At 54.1% G+C, this 19,602-nt stretch carries 18 protein-coding genes; 7 read left to right on the forward strand and 11 right to left on the reverse strand.

The genetic code is table 11. From position 1 onward, the window contains the following. The first annotated feature begins 452 nt into the window (after window positions 1–452). Window positions 453–650: a hypothetical protein gene (locus tag QN370_RS06840; RefSeq protein WP_323581695.1), complete on the forward strand. Its 198-nt coding sequence runs from the start codon at window positions 453–455 to the stop codon at window positions 648–650. Between the two features lie 274 nt (window positions 651–924). On the opposite strand, the gene QN370_RS06845 is transcribed toward QN370_RS06840, so the two are convergent. Both QN370_RS06845 and QN370_RS06850 read right to left on the reverse strand, forming a co-directional pair. Beyond that, the gene (locus QN370_RS06845; protein ID WP_322129125.1) at window positions 925–1,095 is read right to left on the reverse strand and encodes a hypothetical protein; all 171 of its coding nucleotides are present in this window, start codon (window positions 1,093–1,095) and stop codon (window positions 925–927) included. A 316-nt stretch (window positions 1,096–1,411) separates the two neighbouring features. Beyond that, on the reverse strand, window positions 1,412–1,600 hold the full coding sequence (locus QN370_RS06850; RefSeq protein WP_323581696.1) for a hypothetical protein: 189 nt from the start codon (window positions 1,598–1,600) through the stop codon (window positions 1,412–1,414). A gap of 259 nt (window positions 1,601–1,859) precedes the next feature. Here QN370_RS06850 and QN370_RS06855 point away from each other — a divergent pair, with 259 nt between their 5' ends. The 3 genes from QN370_RS06855 to QN370_RS06865 all read left to right on the forward strand — a co-directional run bounded on the left by QN370_RS06855 (window position 1,860) and on the right by QN370_RS06865 (window position 5,331). Beyond that, window positions 1,860–2,867 carry an acyltransferase gene (locus QN370_RS06855; RefSeq protein ID WP_322129123.1) on the forward strand — a complete coding sequence of 336 codons (1,008 nt, stop codon included), beginning with the start codon at window positions 1,860–1,862 and terminating at the stop codon, window positions 2,865–2,867. Between the two features lie 53 nt (window positions 2,868–2,920). Continuing rightward, window positions 2,921–4,075: an NDP-sugar synthase gene (locus QN370_RS06860; protein WP_322129122.1), complete on the forward strand. Its 1,155-nt coding sequence runs from the start codon at window positions 2,921–2,923 to the stop codon at window positions 4,073–4,075. 221 nt (window positions 4,076–4,296) lie between these two features. Further along, entirely contained in the window at window positions 4,297–5,331 is a 1,035-nt protein-coding gene (locus QN370_RS06865; protein WP_322129121.1) for a TIGR03790 family protein, read from the forward strand. Between the two features lie 82 nt (window positions 5,332–5,413). Here the strand turns inward: QN370_RS06865 and QN370_RS06870 are convergent, their stop codons facing one another. Continuing rightward, window positions 5,414–5,725, reverse strand: coding sequence for an addiction module antidote protein (locus QN370_RS06870; RefSeq protein WP_322129120.1), 312 nt, complete (start codon window positions 5,723–5,725; stop codon window positions 5,414–5,416). A gap of 303 nt (window positions 5,726–6,028) precedes the next feature. On the opposite strand from QN370_RS06870, the gene QN370_RS06875 reads away from it, so the two are divergent. Both QN370_RS06875 and QN370_RS06880 read left to right on the forward strand, forming a co-directional pair. Further along, entirely contained in the window at window positions 6,029–6,349 is a 321-nt protein-coding gene (locus tag QN370_RS06875) for a transcriptional regulator (RefSeq protein ID WP_322129119.1), read from the forward strand. A 14-nt stretch (window positions 6,350–6,363) separates the two neighbouring features. Then, entirely contained in the window at window positions 6,364–7,596 is a 1,233-nt protein-coding gene (locus QN370_RS06880) for a type II toxin-antitoxin system HipA family toxin (protein ID WP_323581702.1), read from the forward strand. Window positions 7,597–7,643: 47 nt separating this feature from the next. Here QN370_RS06880 and QN370_RS06885 read toward each other — a convergent pair whose 3' ends face one another. Then, complete coding sequence (locus QN370_RS06885; protein ID WP_322129117.1) at window positions 7,644–9,059, reverse strand: mannose-1-phosphate guanylyltransferase/mannose-6-phosphate isomerase; 1,416 nt, start codon at window positions 9,057–9,059, stop codon at window positions 7,644–7,646. Between the two features lie 372 nt (window positions 9,060–9,431). Between QN370_RS06885 and QN370_RS06890 the strand changes: the two genes are divergently transcribed. Next, window positions 9,432–10,505 (forward strand): glycoside hydrolase family 5 protein, encoded by a 1,074-nt coding sequence (locus QN370_RS06890; RefSeq protein WP_323581697.1) that lies wholly within the window; start codon window positions 9,432–9,434, stop codon window positions 10,503–10,505. 366 nt (window positions 10,506–10,871) lie between these two features. Here QN370_RS06890 and QN370_RS06895 read toward each other — a convergent pair whose 3' ends face one another. The 7 genes from QN370_RS06895 to QN370_RS06925 all read right to left on the reverse strand — a co-directional run bounded on the left by QN370_RS06895 (window position 10,872) and on the right by QN370_RS06925 (window position 19,505). Further along, entirely contained in the window at window positions 10,872–12,119 is a 1,248-nt protein-coding gene (locus tag QN370_RS06895) for a phenylacetate--CoA ligase family protein (RefSeq protein WP_322129114.1), read from the reverse strand. 311 nt (window positions 12,120–12,430) lie between these two features. Beyond that, window positions 12,431–13,234 (reverse strand): ABC transporter ATP-binding protein, encoded by an 804-nt coding sequence (locus QN370_RS06900; RefSeq protein ID WP_322129113.1) that lies wholly within the window; start codon window positions 13,232–13,234, stop codon window positions 12,431–12,433. Window positions 13,235–13,304: 70 nt separating this feature from the next. Next, on the reverse strand, window positions 13,305–14,567 hold the full coding sequence (locus QN370_RS06905) for an ABC transporter substrate-binding protein (protein ID WP_322129212.1): 1,263 nt from the start codon (window positions 14,565–14,567) through the stop codon (window positions 13,305–13,307). Between the two features lie 126 nt (window positions 14,568–14,693). Further along, window positions 14,694–15,770: a branched-chain amino acid ABC transporter permease gene (locus QN370_RS06910; RefSeq protein ID WP_322129112.1), complete on the reverse strand. Its 1,077-nt coding sequence runs from the start codon at window positions 15,768–15,770 to the stop codon at window positions 14,694–14,696. A gap of 24 nt (window positions 15,771–15,794) precedes the next feature. Continuing rightward, window positions 15,795–16,709 carry a branched-chain amino acid ABC transporter permease gene (locus tag QN370_RS06915; protein ID WP_322129111.1) on the reverse strand — a complete coding sequence of 305 codons (915 nt, stop codon included), beginning with the start codon at window positions 16,707–16,709 and terminating at the stop codon, window positions 15,795–15,797. A 23-nt stretch (window positions 16,710–16,732) separates the two neighbouring features. Continuing rightward, the gene (locus tag QN370_RS06920) at window positions 16,733–17,521 is read right to left on the reverse strand and encodes an ABC transporter ATP-binding protein (RefSeq protein WP_322129110.1); all 789 of its coding nucleotides are present in this window, start codon (window positions 17,519–17,521) and stop codon (window positions 16,733–16,735) included. A gap of 10 nt (window positions 17,522–17,531) precedes the next feature. Continuing rightward, the gene (locus QN370_RS06925; RefSeq protein ID WP_322129109.1) at window positions 17,532–19,505 is read right to left on the reverse strand and encodes an AMP-dependent synthetase/ligase; all 1,974 of its coding nucleotides are present in this window, start codon (window positions 19,503–19,505) and stop codon (window positions 17,532–17,534) included. Window positions 19,506–19,602 lie beyond the last annotated feature (97 nt).

The following is a 19,602-nucleotide window of genomic DNA, read 5'->3' on the forward strand; positions in this document are numbered from 1 at the left end:
AACTTTAATAGCAGTATCAATCATAACCTCGCCTTAAGTTTCACTTTGCTTCGAAAAATATTAAAGAAAATGTTGATTTAGTCACTTTTTTAGCTAATTTAAATTTTTGACTTAAGTAGTTCTGTAATCAATGAAATCAATTTATTCAACGACTTCTTAATTCAGTTTTTACTAATCGAGATAATACACATCATAAATATAATTCGTTCAGGTTATTTTAACAATTACCGAATATTGAATGTGATAGTTACTTACGAGGAGCAGCGTCAAGAACCAAATGCAACACGTTAATGGACCGTAGCCAATAAGGCCTGTTTCATATTCTCGAGGTCTCGTATAGTCTTCGAGCGGACATAGATGGTCGAGCATTTGGTTCTATACCGTTATCAGTGGAATTTAACATGGCTTAATCGATCTATTTTTATCCGACATTGACGGTAAGGAATGCCGCCATGAACAGCGTCATCGAAACCTTATTCACCAGTGACCTTGGTTTGTACGCCTCGCGGGAGGTCACGCAGGTTGTCCTCGATAGCGTGAAGCAGCGCATCGATTTTGACGTTATGTGCCAAGCAAGGCCGCGGGATTGCGCGGTCTGCGGCGCTAGCGCGCAATGCGGTACACGTCCAAGGCATGACGGCCAACTGTGAACCCATGGCCGAGCCCGCGTTATTGCGCTGGTTTTTTTGGTCGCGACGCTGCCGCCTTGAGTCGTTCAAGCTACCGGCGAGCACGCTGACGACGCAACTGCGTGGGGTATTGCGGGCGGCATGCTCGATGAGCGCAGCAATGCGTATGTTGATGCGATGAACGGCTTGTTCTAGCGAGCCAAAACCACTGCGCGCGACTTTCGCGCCGTCACCAATTTTGTGGCCATCTTTTATTTCCGCATGGGTAAATTTGCGCTCTTGCCGGAGAGTTTATTTACGCCAGCGGTGTTACGTGGAACTGGCGTAACGCGGTATCTGGATGGGCGTCAAGCTCTATACAAAAAGGGCATGGAACCCTATTTACAATGTCCGCCACGTTTCCCTTCAGCGAGATCAAGCGGCGCATCTCTCCATTTTCGGTATCGAAGCTGATATGCGCGTTCATGCTGAGGCATCACTGATTCCTATGTTTTGTCTGATGCTAATCAGCGATTCGATTGTGCACTGGGCTTATCGTCTAAGTTGGTGTTTGTTTATCTTTTTGTCAACGATGATCTCGTAGGGCAGCATCAATCCTTTTTCGTTTAGCTTAGTGATGTTGACAATGCGCGGTTTGACTTCACTAGTCTCTAGCAAGCGCTGTGATGTCAACAATGGCGTCGAATCTGGTAACGCTTCGCATGTCAATTCACACCAATAAACGCACGCACGACTTGACCATCGTAGGTCTCCACTTCGACCCCGTCATCAGTCGTACCGAATCACTGTTTGATGCGGTAGACGCGCGCCATCCGCGACAGACTGAGCGTACGGCGATCGTTCGTATCAGTCGGGTAGTTTGGTGCAATAACCGCTTCCAGACCGACCCAGGTCATGACTTGTTCTATGTTTGCCAGAAACGACCCACGGCGCGTGACACGCTTCTTCTCGGCAAATTCGACATTCGACAAACTGATTTGCTTCGCGATCAGTACTATCTCGTTGAAATTTGACGTCAGTAGACCTTTGAGGTCAAAAATTAGGCGATTAAATTATTCCCTCCTTCATTTATTTATTTGTAACAATTTGAACGAATATACAATATAAAATGTTTTGGTAAGATATTATTGTTATTTGCGATAAATAAAAATACAATGCGTTTATATTCAAGCTCTTTTATGCATATTTTTATAATTACAAAAGTAGAATAAAATAAAGGTAAATCTTGAAATGAAGCAGCCTCAAATACTGTCATTAAATGCGATCCGGGGAGTTGCATCGTTATTGGTTGTTTTCTCACACCTTCAACTTTTTAAAATAGGCGCTTTTGGAAATGCGCAAGAAGGCCATTTTGGAGTAATGATCTTTTTTACTCTGGGAGGTTTTCTTATGGGGCATCTTTATCTTCACAAAAATTTCAATGTTTCAAGTGTGTTCAGTTATATCGTATCCAGATTCTCGAGAATCGCACCGCCATATCTAATTGTCATTATACTTTCGTTCGTCGTCTTTAATTATTTTGATCCCGCATTTCCGTATGCTATTGATCACAGTAATATTGCCAGGCATTTGCTGTTTGTTGGCAATGCAAGTGTGTTCTGGAGCATACCTCCAGAAGTACAGTTCTATATCTTGTTTATCGTGATTTGGTTTTCTGTTTATTCGGCGGTATATCGAAAGAAATATATAGCATTAGCTATTGTTGCTATCGTCAGTTGTTATCTTGTTTGGCAAAGAGCCAGCTTTCCCGGCACATTTGTGGGTTCAAAACTTCAGTATTTTATTATTGGAACATTTTTGGGCTGGTTACATTTAAAGGCTTCAGCGGTAACTCAATCAGTAAGACTGATGTTTTTTTTACAGCTAGCATTGCTAATCACATTTTTATTTTTTATGATGGGCTATGTAAGTATGGGCGAATCATATTGGCTCGACATGATTCCTGCACTTATATCGGGATTGACGATATTTGCGTTCACCAGTGATTCAACTCCGCTCGATAAAATATTGCATTGGCATTTTTTCCAGAAAATGGGCGATTGGAGTTTTTCAATTTACCTTTTACACATTCCGATATTATATATTTTCGCAAAAGTGAGTATTTATTTTGGAGGCTGGGCGATTTTATCAGCTATTTTGTTAGTGATTATGGGTTCGTCTTTGTTTAGTATCTATATTGAACATCCGATATGTGCCCGTGTAAAATTATTATTATTAACAAACAAATATTTCAATTAATATTTTTCTGTCGATTCCAAAAAGTTAGTCTTAATGATTATGACAAGGTACCTATGAAAGCAATGATCCTCGCCGCCGGAAAAGGCACTCGTGTTCAACCCCTGACTTACGAACTGCCCAAGCCGATGATTCCCATCCTTGGCAAGCCAGTCATGGAATATCTGATCGATCACTTGGTCAAGTTCGGCGTTACCGAAATCATGGTGAATGTCAGTTATCTGCACCAGAAGATCGAGAGTTATTTTGGTGAAGGCCAGCGCTTCGGGGCGCAGATTGGTTATTCGTTCGAGGGGTATATCAACGATGAACGGGTAGTCAGTCCTAAGCCGATTGGTTCGGCAGGCGGTATGAAAAAAATCCAGGATTTTGGCGGGTTTTTTGACGAAACGACGATTGTGATTTGCGGTGACGCGATCATTGATCTCGACATCAAGTCAGCCTTGTTCGAGCACCGTCGCAAGGGCGCACTGGCCAGCGTCATCACGAAAGAAGTGCCAAAAGAAAAGTCGTCTGAGTACGGCATGGTCGTGACAGACGAACAGGGACGCGTGCTGTCGTTTCAGGAGAAGCCGAAGCCGGAAGAAGCATTATCCAACTTCGCCAGTACCGGTATTTATATCCTTGAGCCGGAAGTGCTCAAGCTGATCCCGTCTGACCAGATGTTTGATATCGGTTCGGAGTTGTTCCCATTGCTGGTAGAAAAAGGCGTGCCTTTCTATGCCCAGAAGCGGTTCTTTAACTGGATTGATATCGGTAACGTGAAGGACTTCTGGGCTGTGTTGCAAAGTGTGCTCAGCGGTAGTGTGGCGCACATGACGATGCCGGGGACGCAAATTACTGACGGTCTTTGGGTTGGGTTAAATACCAGTATTGATTGGGAAGGCACAACGATTACGGGGCCCGTTTATATCGGATCGGGTACGCGGATCGAGGCGGGTTGTACGATTGTTGGACCGACCTGGATCGGCCATGGTAGTCATATTTGTTCCGGTGCGGAGGTGGTGCGAAGCGTACTGTTTGAATACACGCGCGTGACACCCAATACCGAGATGACCGAAATGGTGGTGTGCAAGGATTATTGTGTGGATCGGCAGGGCAAGATGATGCATGTGGCGGAGTGCAAGGTTAATAGCTGGCGGGATGCGCGGGATCGGCGGACCGAACGCCGTAGTAGCGATGACGAGGATCTGGTTGAAGGTGCCATTTAGTCGGGCAAGTGTTTTGTGAAGGTGTGTCGGGCCAGCAGGGTGGAGACTCGACTCCATCCTGCGAACAAGTCGCTGACGGCTGGTTGGTGTCCGCGATGTGTACGGGATAAGCTTTTCGTCTTAGGTCGTTATAGGTCTTTTACTGGCGAAGAAGGTGAGGTAGGACAGGTATACTTGAGTTCTGCTTCTGCCTTCATGTCTACTGCCTCGGGAAACGCGCTGTGCCTTTTTCTTTATATCTGTCCCTGATTTTTTCTCTCGTCGTTTTTGTTTCTGGCGGTGCGCATGCCGATACACCGACGGATGCGGCGCTACCGGCCGCGCTCCGCGCCGACCAACTCGGTGTTGTCATCAACGACGCCGATCCACTGAGCGTACAGGTCGGCGAGTACTACCGCGTCGTCCGTCAAATCCCTTCGCAAAACATGATTCACGTGCAGATACCCAATGCGCCGCATAACCTGTCACGGGTTGCCTTTGCCAAACTCAAGCAGGAAATCGATGCGCAATTAACCCCCGCAATGCAGGCGCTGCTGATGGTCTGGACTGCGCCGTACGGGGTGGAGTGCAACTCGATTACCTCGGCGATGACACTTGGCTTTGATGCGCAGCAGTGTGTCAAAACTTGTGCGCCGGGCACGCCCAGTCCGTATTACAACACGCTCACGCGCCAGCCTTTTTCCGACTTCGGGATTCGGCCGTCAATGCTGTTGCCGACCGAGTCATTCGAGCAGGCCAAGGCATTGATCGACCGCGGTGTGCAGAGTGCTTTTCGGGTGTATCCGTCAACGGCGTATTACCTGATAACTGCCGACAGCGCACGCAACAGTCGTGCGGCGTATTTCCCGCGTAGTGGGGCGATTTCGCAGAAAAAGCTGGTAATCAAGACGCTGCGACAAGACAGCCTGATTAATGCCACTAATGTGATGATTTATCAAACCGGCGCGGTATCGGTGCCGCATCTGGAGACGCTGCATTTTCAGGCAGGCGCACTGGCCGACCATCTGACTTCAGTTGGCGGTGATTTGCTGGGCAAGGGCCAGATGAGCAGTTTGCGCTGGCTGGATGCCGGTGCGACTGCCAGTTATGGCAGCGTGTCAGAGCCTTGCAATTACTGGCAGAAGTTTCCGAATTCGAGTGTGCTGCTCAAGCATTATCTGGCTGGCGAAACAGCCATCGAAGCCTATTGGAAAAGCGTGGCGTGGCCGGCGCAGGGGGTGTTTATAGGGGAACCGTTGGCGGCACCGTATCGTTAGTGTGATGCACGGCGTTGGTGGTGTGGGCTCTAGGGTATTGTGAGCGCGTCGGTAAAATCAGTGTGGCAAGCGCAGGGGGTGTTTATTGGGAAGCCGTTGGCGGCGGAACAAGCTGGACAGCCAACCGCAGACCCATCACCCTCAAAATTGCCGAGAAATTACTCAGAACAGGATTGCCATCGGGCGATAAGGTGCGGTAAAGCTGAGTCGCACTAAGGTGGGCCGTGTCAGCGACGGCCTGCACGCCACCAAAGGCTTTTGCCATTTGACGTAAGGTGATCAACAGCTCACTCTGGTCGCCGTCCTCGAGAATGCTGTTGAGCAATTGAACTGCATACTCAGGATCGTCCCGGAACATCTCCGCCATCGCTTCGTCATGCGCTCTGTCTTTCATCGCTTCACCTTTGCCAGTCTTGCTAAGATTCAGGGGCTCCGGACAACAATCAAGCAGCTGTCATGCAGGCACATGACAGTCATTGGGATGGATGTTTGATGATGGGTTATTGCAAGCTGTTGATATTTGTCAGTCAAATGATCCGAGTTGCGGTCGTCCTCATCGGAAGAATCGACAATTCTTGCTCAAGACGGCGTTGCTGCTCACGATAAATGGTCGTAGAAGATTGAGTGGGGACGTCGGCTCAACATCAGGTAGAATTATTCTAGTTAAGTATTTTTTGACAGGCTATCAAGAATAAATATGCTCGATTTCTCATTGGCTCTTCCTAGCGAAATTTGTCTCGAACTCGGTGTTCGTGCCCGCACTCGTCGGCTTTCGATCAATGTGAGCGTTGATGAAATGGCGCAACGAATTGGTCTTTCCAGCAAGACGCTGGGTAACTTTGAACGTACCGGGCGCTGCACCCTGGAGACGTTTGTCCGGATACTCGAATCGCTCAACGCAACGTCGGATCTGCAAGCTGTGCTGGTAACCCAAAGCCGCACGATAGAGGATATGCGGGCGAAGGCGGCGGTTGTAGGGCGCCAGCGGGCATATCGGTTAGCTAGCCGTACCAAATGAAAGAGCTGACTGTCATGTACCGGGCGTTTGGCGCATCGGTTGTTCTGGGCCGGCTGGCGGATGCCGGGGGCGATGTGTTGTTTCAATATTCTCCGGAAGCGATAGCACTCGGCCTTGACTTGTCGCCAATCCGCTTGCCCTTACGCGCAGCGGCTTATCCTGACCAGCAACAGCATTATGTGAATTTGCAACGGGTGCCTGGTTTGGTGTCCGATTCGCTGCCGGATAGCTGGGGTTTTGGCTTGATGAATCGGCGCATGAAAGCGTGCGGGATTGATCTGTCAACCGTTTCGACGCTGGATCGACTTGCTTACCTTGGCGATAACACCATGGGGGCACTGACCTATGAGCCCTGCACTGACCAGGCGATCGATGCCACCGACCTGAGCTTGCTCGCACTAGCGAACGAAGTGCAAGCATTGTTGGTCGACGACAGTCATGCCGTTTTGGCAGAGATAGCCCACGCGGGAGGGTCGCCCGGAGGAGCGCGACCAAAGGCAATGGTCTATTTTGACCCTGACACTGGCCAGATGAGTACGCAAGTATCCAGCGTTACCCATGCTGAGCCATGGCTGATCAAGTTTCCGGCATCAGACGATGCGCCCGATGCGTGTGCGCTCGAGGCGTTGTATGCGCAGATCGCGAACTTGTGCGATTTGGGAATGACGGCAACACGTTTTTTTGCCATTGGAATAGGAATGACTGCATTCGGTACCAGGCGATTTGATCGCGAGGGTGAGCAACGTGTTCATGTCCATTCGCTGGCTGGATTGCTCCATACGAATTTTCAGATTCCATCGGTGAGTTATGAGGATTTTTTCAGGGCAACGCGGCGCCTCACGCGTGACCACCGCGAGCTGAAAAAAGCGGTACAACGCTGCGTGTTCAATGTGTTGATGAACAATCGCGACGATCATGCCAAGAACATCGCTTTCTTGCTCGATCGGGACCGTCAATGGTGTTTGGCACCACCCTTTGATCTGACTTTTTGCCCGGGGTATCGGGGCGAGCATTTCATGGATATTGCGGGTGAGGGAAAAGCGCCCGCCCGGTCACACATCATTGCTGCGGCGCAAGCTGCCGGATTAGCAGCCAAAGACACAGAGGCGATCATTGATGCAGTGCTTGAGCGAGTCACCGATAAGGTATTCCGGACGCTGGCAAAAGGATTGCCAATCCGCGCCAGGACGGTGAACACCGTGGCCAGGATGATTGAGATGAATCGCAGGCGACTGGTGAAAGGGTAGCCAGTCGCCCTGTTCAATTAATCGGAAAGTTGTCCGCTTGCTCCGCTTCAAGCCCGCCCGTAATTATCCTGAAACCGCACGATATCGTCTTCGCCCAGGTACCCACCACTCTGCACTTCAATCATCACCAGATTCAATCTGCCCGGATTTTCCAGGCGGTGGCGGTGTCCGGCCGGGATGTAGGTCGATTCATTGGTGTTGACCAGAAACTCTTTGTCGCCGTTGACTACCTTGGCCATGCCATTGACGACGATCCAGTGCTCGCTGCGGTGGTAGTGCATCTGCAGGCTGAGGCTGGCACCGGGCTTGACTTCGATGCGTTTGATCTTGAAACCGTTGCCTTCTTCCAGCACGGTGTACGTGCCCCACGGCCTATGCGCAGTGCGGTGCATCTTGTGCGCCTCGTGGCCCTTGGCTTTTAGTCCGGCGTAAATGTGCTTGACGTCTTGCGCGCAGGATTTGTCGGCGATGAGGACCGCGTCGGGTGTGTCGATGATGATCAGGTTGTCGATGCCGACGGTGCCGATCAGACGGTCGTTGGTCTGGATCGTGCAGTTGCTGGTGTTATGCAGCATCACGTCGCCCTGGGTGCGGTTGCCATCGGCATCAGCCGCCGACAAATCGCCCAGCGCCGTCCAGGAACCGATATCGCTCCAGCCGATGCTGCACGGAATGACCGCGACCTGGGTGGATTTCTCCATGACTGCGTAGTCAATCGACAGGTCGGGAATGCTGCGAAAGGATTCCGCGTCGAGGTCCAGTTGGGTGAAGTTTTTGCCTTCTGCCAGACGGGACTGTTCGGTACAGGCTTTGGTCGCGGCGAGGATGTCCGGGCAATGTTTGGCCATTTCGGCGAGCATCGTACCGGCCGCAAAACAGAAGATGCCGGAGTTCCATAGAAAGCGGCCGGAGGCCAGGTATTCCTGGGCCTTGTCGAGCGATGGCTTTTCGACGAAACGCACGACGGTGTTGCCATCGGCTTCGATGTAGCCGTAGCCGGTTTCCGGGGATTCAGGCTCGATGCCGAACGTCACCAGTTTGCCAGCAGCGGCAAGCTTGGCGGCGGCGACTACGGCCTGTTCAAAGGCTGGCTGGTCGGCGATCAGATGATCTGCGGCGAGCACCAGCATGATGGCGCTGGCACCGTATTTTTTTTCTACTTGCAACGCGGCGGCGGCGATCGCGGCGGCGGTGTTGCGGCCGAACGGTTCGAGGATGAACGATGTCGCGAGTTTGGCGGCATTGACTTCGCCGAACTCGTCTTCCGTCTTGAACAATAACTCGCGATTGGTGACGGTCAGGACCTCGGTAACGTCTGGCAGTTGGGCGCCGCGCAAGAACGCTTTTTGCAACAGGCTCTGGCCATCGGCGAGTCGAATAAATGGCTTCGGGTGCATCTCGCGGGAGACAGGCCATAGGCGTGAACCTGCGCCGCCGCAGAGGATGGTTGGGATCAGTTGCATGGGTGGTTCCTTAAAAATATTGGGTTTTAATTAGACGTTAGCCAGGCGGCAGTGCAGTAAATGGTCGCGTGCTCGATGTGAAAATGTTGGCGAAAGTGTACCACTACACCTGTTTGGCTTAGGCGGGTGTCAGGTCACATAAGACCTAAAAATTCTCAAAAGAGAGTGAGTTCTTCAGGTGAGAGTGTGTTGATGTCCAGCGCGCCGCGCTCATCGTCACCTGTATGGACTAGTAAAACAGGCCGGGAAAAAATTTAATTTTGGAAAATGTGTCGTAAAAAAGGAGGTTAATAAAAAAAACTGTAACAGTTGCCGCAAGGAAAGTTAAGGCGGGTAATATTGCTTCGTGGAAACCAAATTGCGAAGCTAAAAATGTGCGACTCGAATCTCAACATCTCCCAGACCCCAACACTTCTTCCAGCAAGCCGTCTTGCATTGATCTGCTTGCTGGGCTTGTCATTCTTTGCTTCCGCAGCGGCCACGTCGGCCTCGTTGCCGGTCAAATTCAAGGGGGTCAATATTTCTGGTGGAGAATATAACGGCTCCAAGCCCAACGGGCGACTTAATTACGAATATACATACCCTGCTAACGCCGAAATCGACTACTACGCAGGCAAAGGCATGAACGTCATCCGCGTGCCATTTTCCGGCGCGCGGATCCAGCCGATCAACAACGCGGCCTTGAGCGTCAGCGAGATTGCGAATTTGCAGAAAGTCATTACCTATAGCGCCAGCAAGGGTGTGAATGTGATTCTCGATCCTCATGATTACGGTAGTAAATACGATTCTGTCAGTGGCACGATGAAGTTGATTGGCGTACCTGGGGGGGTGTCTTCGGCGGACTTTGCCGATTTTTGGAAGCGACTGGCGATCGCATTCAAGTCACAGCCCAATGTGATTTTTGCGTTAATGAACGAACCGAATCAGCAGACTCCAGTGCAGTGGAAGGCGGTTGCCAGCGATGCAGTCGCGGCAATCCGTTCAACGGGTGCGACACAGAAGATATTGATTCCGGGAACGTCGTGGACTGGCGCGCATAGTTGGGTTTCCAGCGGTAATGCAGCGGCTTGGACGGGATTCACCGAGCCGGCGAATAACTTCGCCTTTGAAGTGCATCAATACCTCGACAGCAACAACTCGGGTACCAGTGATGTATGCGTTCTCGGCAAGGGTAAGGACGTACTCAACAGCGCGACGCTGTGGGCCCGCACCAACCATTACGAGCTGTTTCTGGCCGAAGCCGGCTGGTCAAAAAATGCAACATGCTTGAACGAAGGTGCCGCCATGATGAATTACACCTCGGCCAACGCCGACGTATGGGCCGGTTGGACCTATTGGTCCGGTGGTAGTTGGTGGCCGCAGACGTATATGTATTTGCTTACCCCAGCAAGCCTCACCAGTCCCGTAGACAAACCTCAAATGGGCGCACTGCTGAACAACCTTTAAAAATGGGGTCAGAGTCGAATTGTTTTGATGTGAATAATTAGGGTCAGAGTGAAATATTCCCAAGCGGCACGGATTAAATTCACCCTGACCCTAATTTCCACCGTTCACACTTCAAGCGTCCTCGTATTTGAAAAATTAGGGTCAGAGTAAATTATTTCTAAGTGAGAATTAGGGTTACAGTAAATTATTTCTAAGTGGATTGATTAAATTTGACTCTGACCCTATTTGATTTTGGATAAATTGACTCTGACCCTAATTGACTTTGGATGCATGACGTTGACGGAAGCAGCCGTTGCTCTTCGCTACGACCTGTTTTTATCAAGTTGAAGGCCAGGACGCGGTCCCCGGATCGAATCGGATCATGCATCATTCATACCGCCGCGCATCCTCAATCACCTTCCCATCATTGGCTAGCGTCCCTGGTGCCACTAGCAAAACTTCCCCACGTAACTTCGTCACCTCCCTGATCGCTTCAGTAATCGCCGCCGACAAGGTCGCGTCCTGTGCAATTACTTCGCAATGCAGCGTCATTACGTCATTCGCCATTTCGCCCGACACCACCAGCCGTGCTTTGCTCACCGCCGGAAAGCGCCGAACTATCTCGGCAACCTGGGACGGGTGGACGAACATGGCGCGGATCTTGGTAGTCTGGTCGGCGCGACCCATCCAGCCTTTGATGCGCAGGTTGGTGCGACCACACGGCGAGGTGCCCGCGAGGACTGCCGACAGGTCGCCGGTGGCGAACCGGATCAGCGGGTAATCGGGGTTGAACGAGGTGACGACAACTTCGCCGACTTCACCGGGCGCGACCGGGTCGCCGGTGCCGGGACGGACGATTTCGAGCAGGATGTCTTCGTCGACAATCATGCCGGGATTGACCTTGCCGTCGGTCTCGGTTTCATAGGCGATGTTGCCGATATCGGCCGAGGCGTACATCTGCAGCACGTGGGGCACGCCGTTGTCCTGCAGCCAGCTGCGCAGCGATGGCGGCAGGGCTTCCGCGCTGACTAGTGCGCGTTGCGTGGCGCTGATGTCAGCTCCCATGTCGCGGGCTTTTTCGATGATGAGTTTGAGGAAGGATGGTGTGCCGACATAGGCCGCCGGCTTCAGTTCGGCCATTGCCTGAACTTGCATTTCGGTCTGGCCGCTGCCGGCCGGGATGACGACGCAACCAAGCTTGGCTGCGGCTCCCTCGACCATGAAGGCGGCTGGCGTGAAATGGTACGAGAAGCAGTTTTGCAGCAGATCGCCGCTGCGCAAACCGAGCGCATGCAGCCCGCGCGCAAAGCGCCACCAGTCTTCGCTGCGTCCTTCCGGATCAAAGATCGGACCGGGCGACATGAAAATACGGCGCAAGCCATGCGGCGCGGTCGAGGTCAGCCCGCCAAATGGCGGCGTGTCGCATTGCAGGCCGTGCAGGTCGGATTTGCGGGTGACGGGCAAGGCGGCTAACGCTGCGCGCGACGTGATCCCGGATGCGTCTACCCCGCCGAGGAGGCGCGCCCAGCCAGTGGCCGTTTGCGCGCGGGCGATCAGCTGCGGCAGACGCGTCAGCAGGTCCGCATCGCGTTCGGCGGAGGTGCGGGTTTCGAGGTGGTCGAGGGCATCGGACATGGCGGTGGTTCCGGTAATAGTCAGTAAAAAAATATTGGGGTCAGAGTCGAATATTGCTTTGTGGAGACTATTAAATCGACTCTGACCCTATTATTGATGGAGAGTTAATTGGGGTCAGAGTCGAATATTTCTCCTTGGATCTAATTAAATTGACTCTGACCCTAATTGCTACGCTGACAAATTAAATGGGGTCAGAGTTGAATATTGCTTTTGGGTTTTGAATAAATTGACTCTGACCCTAATTACCAACTGATTAAATTCACTCTGACCCCGATTGTTTCGTGTGCTGTCATTGAGCAAGTCCCAGCGTGTCATGCTAGCCAGCGCTTGCGTCGTCGGTAAAATTTCATGTCCTTGAAGCTCTTTCGCCCCGCGCCCGAGACGCCCAGGTAGAACTCTTTGACGTCTTCGTTGCTGGCCAGGTCCGTGGCGGCGCCTTCCATGACGACGCGGCCGCTTTCGAGGATGTAGCCGAAGTCGGCGTAACGTAGTGCCACCGAGGTGTTTTGTTCAGCTAGCAGGAACGAGACGTTTTCGCGGGTGTTCAGGTCTTTGACGATGTCGAAGATTTCTTCGACGATCTGCGGCGCGAGTCCCATCGATGGCTCGTCCAGCAGGATCATCGAGGGCTTGGCCATCATCGCGCGGCCGATCGCGGTCATTTGCTGTTCGCCGCCGGAGGTGTAGCCGGCTTGCGATTTGCGCCGGATCTTCAGGCGCGGAAAATACGTGTAGATTTTTTCGAGTTCATGGCGGGTCTCGGCCGCGCTGATGTTGCGCGTGTAGGCACCGGTCAGCAGGTTGTCTTCGATCGACAGGTGGGCGAAACAGTGTCGCCCTTCCATGACCTGGATCACGCCACGCTTGACTAGTTCGTTCGGCGTGAGCTGGTCGACGCGTGCGTCGTTGTATTCGATGCTGCCTTTGGTGACGTCGCCCCGCTCTGCGGCGAGCAGGTTCGAGATGGCTTTCAGGGTGGTACTTTTGCCGGCACCATTGGCGCCGAGCAGGGCGACAATCTTGCCCTGCGGGACTTCCAGCGAGACGCCTTTCAAGACCAGGATCACATGGTCATAAATGACTTCAATATTGTTGATGCGCAGTCCTGCGGACATGGTTTCTCCAGGTTCAAGAATGGGTGGAATCCAGTCCGCATCACAGGGCAGGACCGGATTCCGGCACCAGTTATTTCATGCACGCCGGCGTGATGTTTTTCTCTTTGGCGTACTTGGCAGCGTTGGCCTTGAACAGCGGATGAATCAACGCCTTGTTGCCTTCGATCCAGTCCGAAATCAACACCCACTTGCTGCCATCCCATTGCTGGATCTTGACCTTGCCGGACCCTTCGTGGTTGTCGCAACTGGTCTTGATTTCAGGCAGCAGGCCGGTGGCACCGAGCGCGCCAAGACGGGCGTTGGTGATGTTCAGGTTTTCCAGGCCCCAGCGCATTTGCTCGCCGGAGATGACTTTGCCCTTGCCGTATTTTCCTTGCGCAGTCCGGATCGCTTCGACGGTCGCGATCGCGACCGAGACGCCGCGGTTGTACAGGATGGTACCGACCTTGGCCTGATCCTGCATGTTGCCTTTGCCTGTGGCGTAGACGACTTTTTCGATGTCGGCGATGACCGGCACGTTCTTGCCGGAGACGTTCCAGGTCGCGCTCATGTAGCCCTTGGCGGCTTCACCGGCAGGCACCGTGTCTTCTTCGGAACCGGCCCACCACGACCCGATCATTTTTTCACGCGAGTAGCCGACTTTCTGGGCGGCTTTCATCGCAGTCTGGTTCATCACGCCCCAGCCCCAGAAAATCACGTAGTCAGGATTTTCCTGGCGAATGCGCAGCCATTGCGCGCCCTGCTCGTTGCCCGGATGCGCGACCGGAATCTGCACCAGCGCAAACTTGCCGAGCAGGCTTTCGGCTTCGAGTGCGCCGATCGGTTCCTTGCCATACGCGGAGTCGTGATAGAGGAAGGCGATTTTCTTGCCGGCCAGCGAACCGCCGTTCTTGGTGGTGAGGAACTTGACGATGGCCGAGGCCTGCATCTGGTATGTCGTCACCAGCGGAAACGCGTACGGAAACACCGAGCCATCGACCGCATCAGTGCGGCCATAGCCGACCATCATCAGCGGCACTTTGTCCTCGGCGGTCTTGTCGATCAGCGCATAGGAAATGCCGGTCGCCATCACGTTGTAGGCGGTGCCCTTGGTGACCGGGTTCTTGTTCTTCAGGCGCTCGTAGCACTCGACACCTTTGGCGTTGTTGTACTCGGTTTCGCACTCTTCCCAGGACAGCTTGACGCCGTTGATGCCGCCTTCTTTCAGGTTCACGTAGTTCAGGTAATCGACATAGCCGCCGTAGAACGACTGGCCATTCGATCCGTACGGGCCGACGCGATAGCTCGGGATTGCAATGAACTGCTCATTGCTTTGCGCTACGGCCTGGGTCATCGGCGCGAGCAAGGTCGTGACGGTGGCTGCCGCGAACAGGATATTTTTTAGCTTGATCATGCTGTCTCCTTCATTTCGATGAGGTGCTTTTTTGGGTGCGACGGTACAACTGTGATGCGTAAAGATTCAATGCGGGAACGGCCACAGGCGCAACTTTTCCTTGGTGATTGCCCACATGCGTGCCAGTCCATGCGGCTCGACGATCAGGAAGAAAATGATCAGCGCGCCAAACATCATCATCTGGATATGCGAGACCGCCGAGCCGGACAACGGCAAGTGCAGCAAGGTCGCCAGCGGTGGCAGGAAGTTATCCAGAAAAATCGGGAACAGCAAAATGAAGGCCGAGCCGAGGAATGCACCGAGGATGCTGCCGACCCCGCCGATGATGATCATGAACAAAATGCGGAACGACAAGTCCAGCGAAAAGCCATCCGGCTCGACCGACCCGAGGTAGCAGAATGCGTACAGCGCACCGGCCACGCCGCAATAAAACGAGCTGACCGCAAACGCCACGAGCTTGGTCTTCATCAGCGGAATGCCGATCACTTCGGCGGCCACATCCATGTCGCGCACCGCCATCCATGCGCGGCCGGTACCGCTGCGCACCAGGTTCTTGGCGATCAGCGCCATGACGGTGACGATGGCAAGCACAAAGACGTATTTCTTCATCGGCGTGTTGATCGCATAGCCGAACAGGTCCAGCTTCTGCGCGCTAATGACGCCGGAGGAACTGTCATTGGAAAACCACGAAAACTTGGTCAGTACCCAGATCACGAAGAACTGCGCCGCCAGCGTCGCGACCGCCAGATAAAAGCCCTTGATGCGTAGCGATGGCAAGCCGAACAGCACGCCCACTGCCGCCGCACACAAGCCGGCGAGGATGAACGAGACAAGGATGGGAATACCTTCGATACGCAGCTGGAAGTTGTAAGCCGCGTACGCGCCGACGGCCATGAAGGCGGCCGAACCGAGCGACAACTGGCCGGCATACCCGGTCAGAATGTTGAGGCCCAGTGCGGCCAGTGCCAGTACCAGGAACGGAATCAGAATCGCGGAAAACCAGTACTCGGAACCGAGCACCGGGATACCGATAAAGGCAATTGCCAGCCCGATGGCCATGCCGATGCGGTCCTGGCGTAACGGGAAAATCTGGCTGTCGGCCACGTAACTGGTTTTGAACTGGCCGGCTTCACGATAGAACATGGATGTCTCCTGAATGTGTGGTGTTTAGACGCGGTCGATGTGCTTTTCGCCGAATAGACCCGAAGGCCGTACCAGCAAGAACAGCAACGCGAACACATACGGAAACCAGCCTTCGATGCCGCCGAAATTGCCACCGAAAGCATCCTGCATGACCGGCGGGATATAGAGCTCGGCGAGCTTCTCTGACGCACCGATAATCAACCCGCCGACAATCGCGCCGGGCACCGACGTGAAGCCGCCGAGGATCAGCACCGGCAAGGCTTTGAGCGCCGTCATCGTCAGCGCAAATTGCACGCCATTGCGCGAACCCCACAGCAAGCCGGCTGCCAGCGCAACGAAGCCGGCCACGCCCCAGACGATGGCCCAGATATGTTGCAGCGGTATGCCCAGTGACAGCGCGGCCTGATGGTCATCGGCGACAGCGCGCAAGGCCCGGCCGACTTTGGTCTTCTGGAAAAATAACGCCAGCAAGGTCACCAGCACGATGACCATGCCGGAGGCGAACAAATCGAACTTCGAGATGCCGATGCCATAGCTATCCATAATCGATTGAATGGGTTCATCGACGATGCCGAGGTTGATGGGTCGTACTTCGCTACCGAACAGTAGCGGCCCAAGACCTTCGAGGAAAAATGTCAGACCGATGGTCGCCATGAACAGCGTGATCGGCGGCTGGTTGACCAGCTTGCGCAAGACGAAACGTTCGGTCGACAGACCGACGAGGATCATCACCGCGAACGCACCGACGATCGCTGCCCACATCGGCAGACCCTTGTCCATCAGCCCGACCACGGCCAGTGCCGCGAAATACACCATCGCGCCCTGGGCAAAATTGAACACGCCGGAAGCCTTGTAGATCAGCACGAAACCGAGTGCCACCAGCGAATACATCAGGCCGGTCAGCATGCCGCTGAGCAGGACTTCAAAAAAGAATTTCATGGGTTCCTCCTGGTGCGATGTGCTTAGTGTGATGTGCCGAGATAGGCTTTGATGACATCCGGATTGGCCATCACTTCAGCCGGCGTGCCGTCACCAATTTTCTTGCCGTAATCAAGCACCACGACGCGGTCCGAGATATCCATCACGACGCCCATGTCATGCTCGATCAGCACGATGGTGGTGCCGAACTGGTCGTTGACGTCGAGGACGAAGCGACACATGTCCTGTTTTTCTTCGACGTTCATGCCGGCCATCGGCTCGTCGAGCAACAGCAAGCTCGGCTCGGCCGCTAGCGCACGCGCCAGTTCGACACGCTTTTGCAAGCCATACGGCAGCCGTCCGACCGGGGTCTTGCGGATGTGCTGGATTTCGAGGAAATCGATGACTTCTTCGACCCGCTTGCGATGGACGATTTCTTCATTGCGCGCCGGTCCCCACCACAGCGCATGGGCAAACAGGCCTGACTTCATGCGCGTGTTGCGGCCGGTCATGATGTTGTCGAGTACCGTCATGCCCTTGAACAGCGCGATGTTCTGGAAGGTCCGGGCGATGCCCTGATGGGCCACGCGGGTCGGGTTCATCGCATGCCGCTTTTCACCATGAAAAGTGATGTCGCCCTGCTGCGGGTGATACACGCCGTTGATGACGTTGAGCATCGAGCTTTTGCCCGCGCCGTTGGGGCCGATGATGGCGCGGATTTCGTGTTCCCTGACGTCGAAGGAAATGTCGGTCAGCGCTTTCACGCCGCCAAACGCCAGCGAAATATGTTGCAGGCTCAGGATCACGTCGCCGGTTGGTCGTTGATTACTCATGAAGTTCCGATCAGGCTGCGCGCGGGAGAGCGGCGACAATTTTTGCGCTGCGAATTTGCAGGTCGGCGGCGACCATGCCCTTGCGGCCATCTTCGAACTTGACCTGGGTTTCGATGTATTGCGAGGTCTTGTCCGAGTACAGCGCATCAATGAGCACCGCATATTTTTCGGCGATGAAACCGCGCCGGACTTTGCGGGTGCGGGTCAGTTCGTCGTCATCCGGATCGAGTTCCTTGTGCAAGATCATGAAGCGATGTACTTGCGATCCGGCCAGCAGCGGGTCATGGACCAGATCCGCATTGACCTTGGCGATGCACTCGGCAATCAGGTCATTGACTGCCGGCAGCGCGGCCAGATCGGTGTAGCCGCTGTAGGCCAGGCCGCGTCGTTCGGCCCAGTTGCCCACTGCTGCCATGTCGATGTTAATGAAAGCATTGCATTGCGTGCGCTGGTCGCCAAAGGCAACGGCTTCCTTGATGTACGGGAAGAACTTCAGTTTGTTTTCGATGTACTTCGGCGCGAACATGGCGCCATCGGCCATCCTGCCGACATCCTTGGCGCGGTCGATGATTTTCAGATGGCCGTCGGCGTCGAAGAAGCCGGCGTCACCGGTCAGGAAGTAGCCGTCGGCATCGATCGCTTCGGCGGTCGCCTCGGGTCGTTTGAAGTAGCCGGTCATCAGGCCGCGTGAACGCACCATCACTTCGCCGCTGTCGCTGAGCTTGATCTCGACACCGTTCATCGGCTTGCCGACGGTGTCGAGCTTGACGTCGCCGGAGCGCTGCATGCAGACCGAGACGCAGGTTTCGGTCATGCCGTAGAGCTGCTTGAGATTGATGCCGAGCGAGCGATAGAAGTCGAACAGGTCCGGCCCGATGGCTTCGCCGCCGGTGTAGGCCACGCGCAATCGCGATAGCCCGAGCACGTTTTTGAGCGGACCGTAAATGAGCAGTTCGCCAAACGCATATTCGAGCCGGTCGAGCAGACCGACGCTGCCTTTGCCATCGAGGATGGGAATGCCGACGCGCCGGGCGACTGCCATGAAATGATGGAACAGCTTGCGCTTGATCCAGCTGGCGTCTTCGATGCGGATCATCACTTGCGTGAGGATGTTTTCATACACGCGCGGCGGGCCGAAATAATAGGTCGGGCCGATTTCACGCAGGTCGGTCATGACCGTCTCCGGTGACTCGGGACAGTTCAGGCACAAACCGACCAGATGCGCTTGCGCATACGAATACAGGAAGTCGCCGACCCAGGCCAGTGGCAGGTAACAGAGCACGTCGTCGGCTTCGGTCAGTTGATCGAATTCAATCAGGTTGGTGGCCGTGGCAATCATCGCCGCATGCGAATGGCAGACACCTTTCGGCTTGCCGGTCGTACCCGAGGTGTACAGGATGATGGCGGTGTCCTCGGGCTGACCGAGGTGGACTTCGCGCATGAAAAAATCGGGATGGGCGAGGTCGTACTTGCGACCGATTTCCTGCAGCCTGGCGTAGCTGTCAAGTTCATGCTGGGCGTAATGGCGCAGACCGCGTTCGTCATCAACGATGATGTGATGGAGACGGTCGGCCATCGCCGGTTGGGTCTGCTTGATCTCGAACAGCTTGTCGACCTGCTCCTGGTCTTCCACCACGGCGAAGTCGATTTCGGCGTCCTGCAGCACGTAGGCCATGTCGGCCGCCGGCGCATCCTGGTACAACGGCACCGGGACGCCACCAAGACATTGCACCGCCGACATCGCCCAGTACAGGCGCGGCCGGTTGTCGCCGATGATGGCCAGATTCATGCCGCGCTTGAAGCCGATCGCCGCCAGCCCGCAGGCTAGCGCACGGACCTCGGCGGCGACCTGCGACCAGCTCGTGGCTTGCCAGATGCCGAGGTCTTTTTCGCGGAAGGCTGCCTTGTGCGGCCGTTGCTGCGCGTGTTGCAAGAGCAGGTGCGGGAAGGTGTTTCCCGTCGCCTTGGTTGTTGTCTCCACCATGGTCCTCTTCTATTTGGAACTGCTGATCTGGCTTGATGTGACGTTGAGGCGCTGCTCTTTGGCAGCACTCTGCGGATAGTGTGGTCGTTGAAACTGA

Origin of the sequence: Actimicrobium sp. CCI2.3, assembly GCF_035019065.1 — a bacterium.
In the GTDB taxonomy this organism is placed as follows: domain Bacteria; phylum Pseudomonadota; class Gammaproteobacteria; order Burkholderiales; family Burkholderiaceae_D; genus Actimicrobium.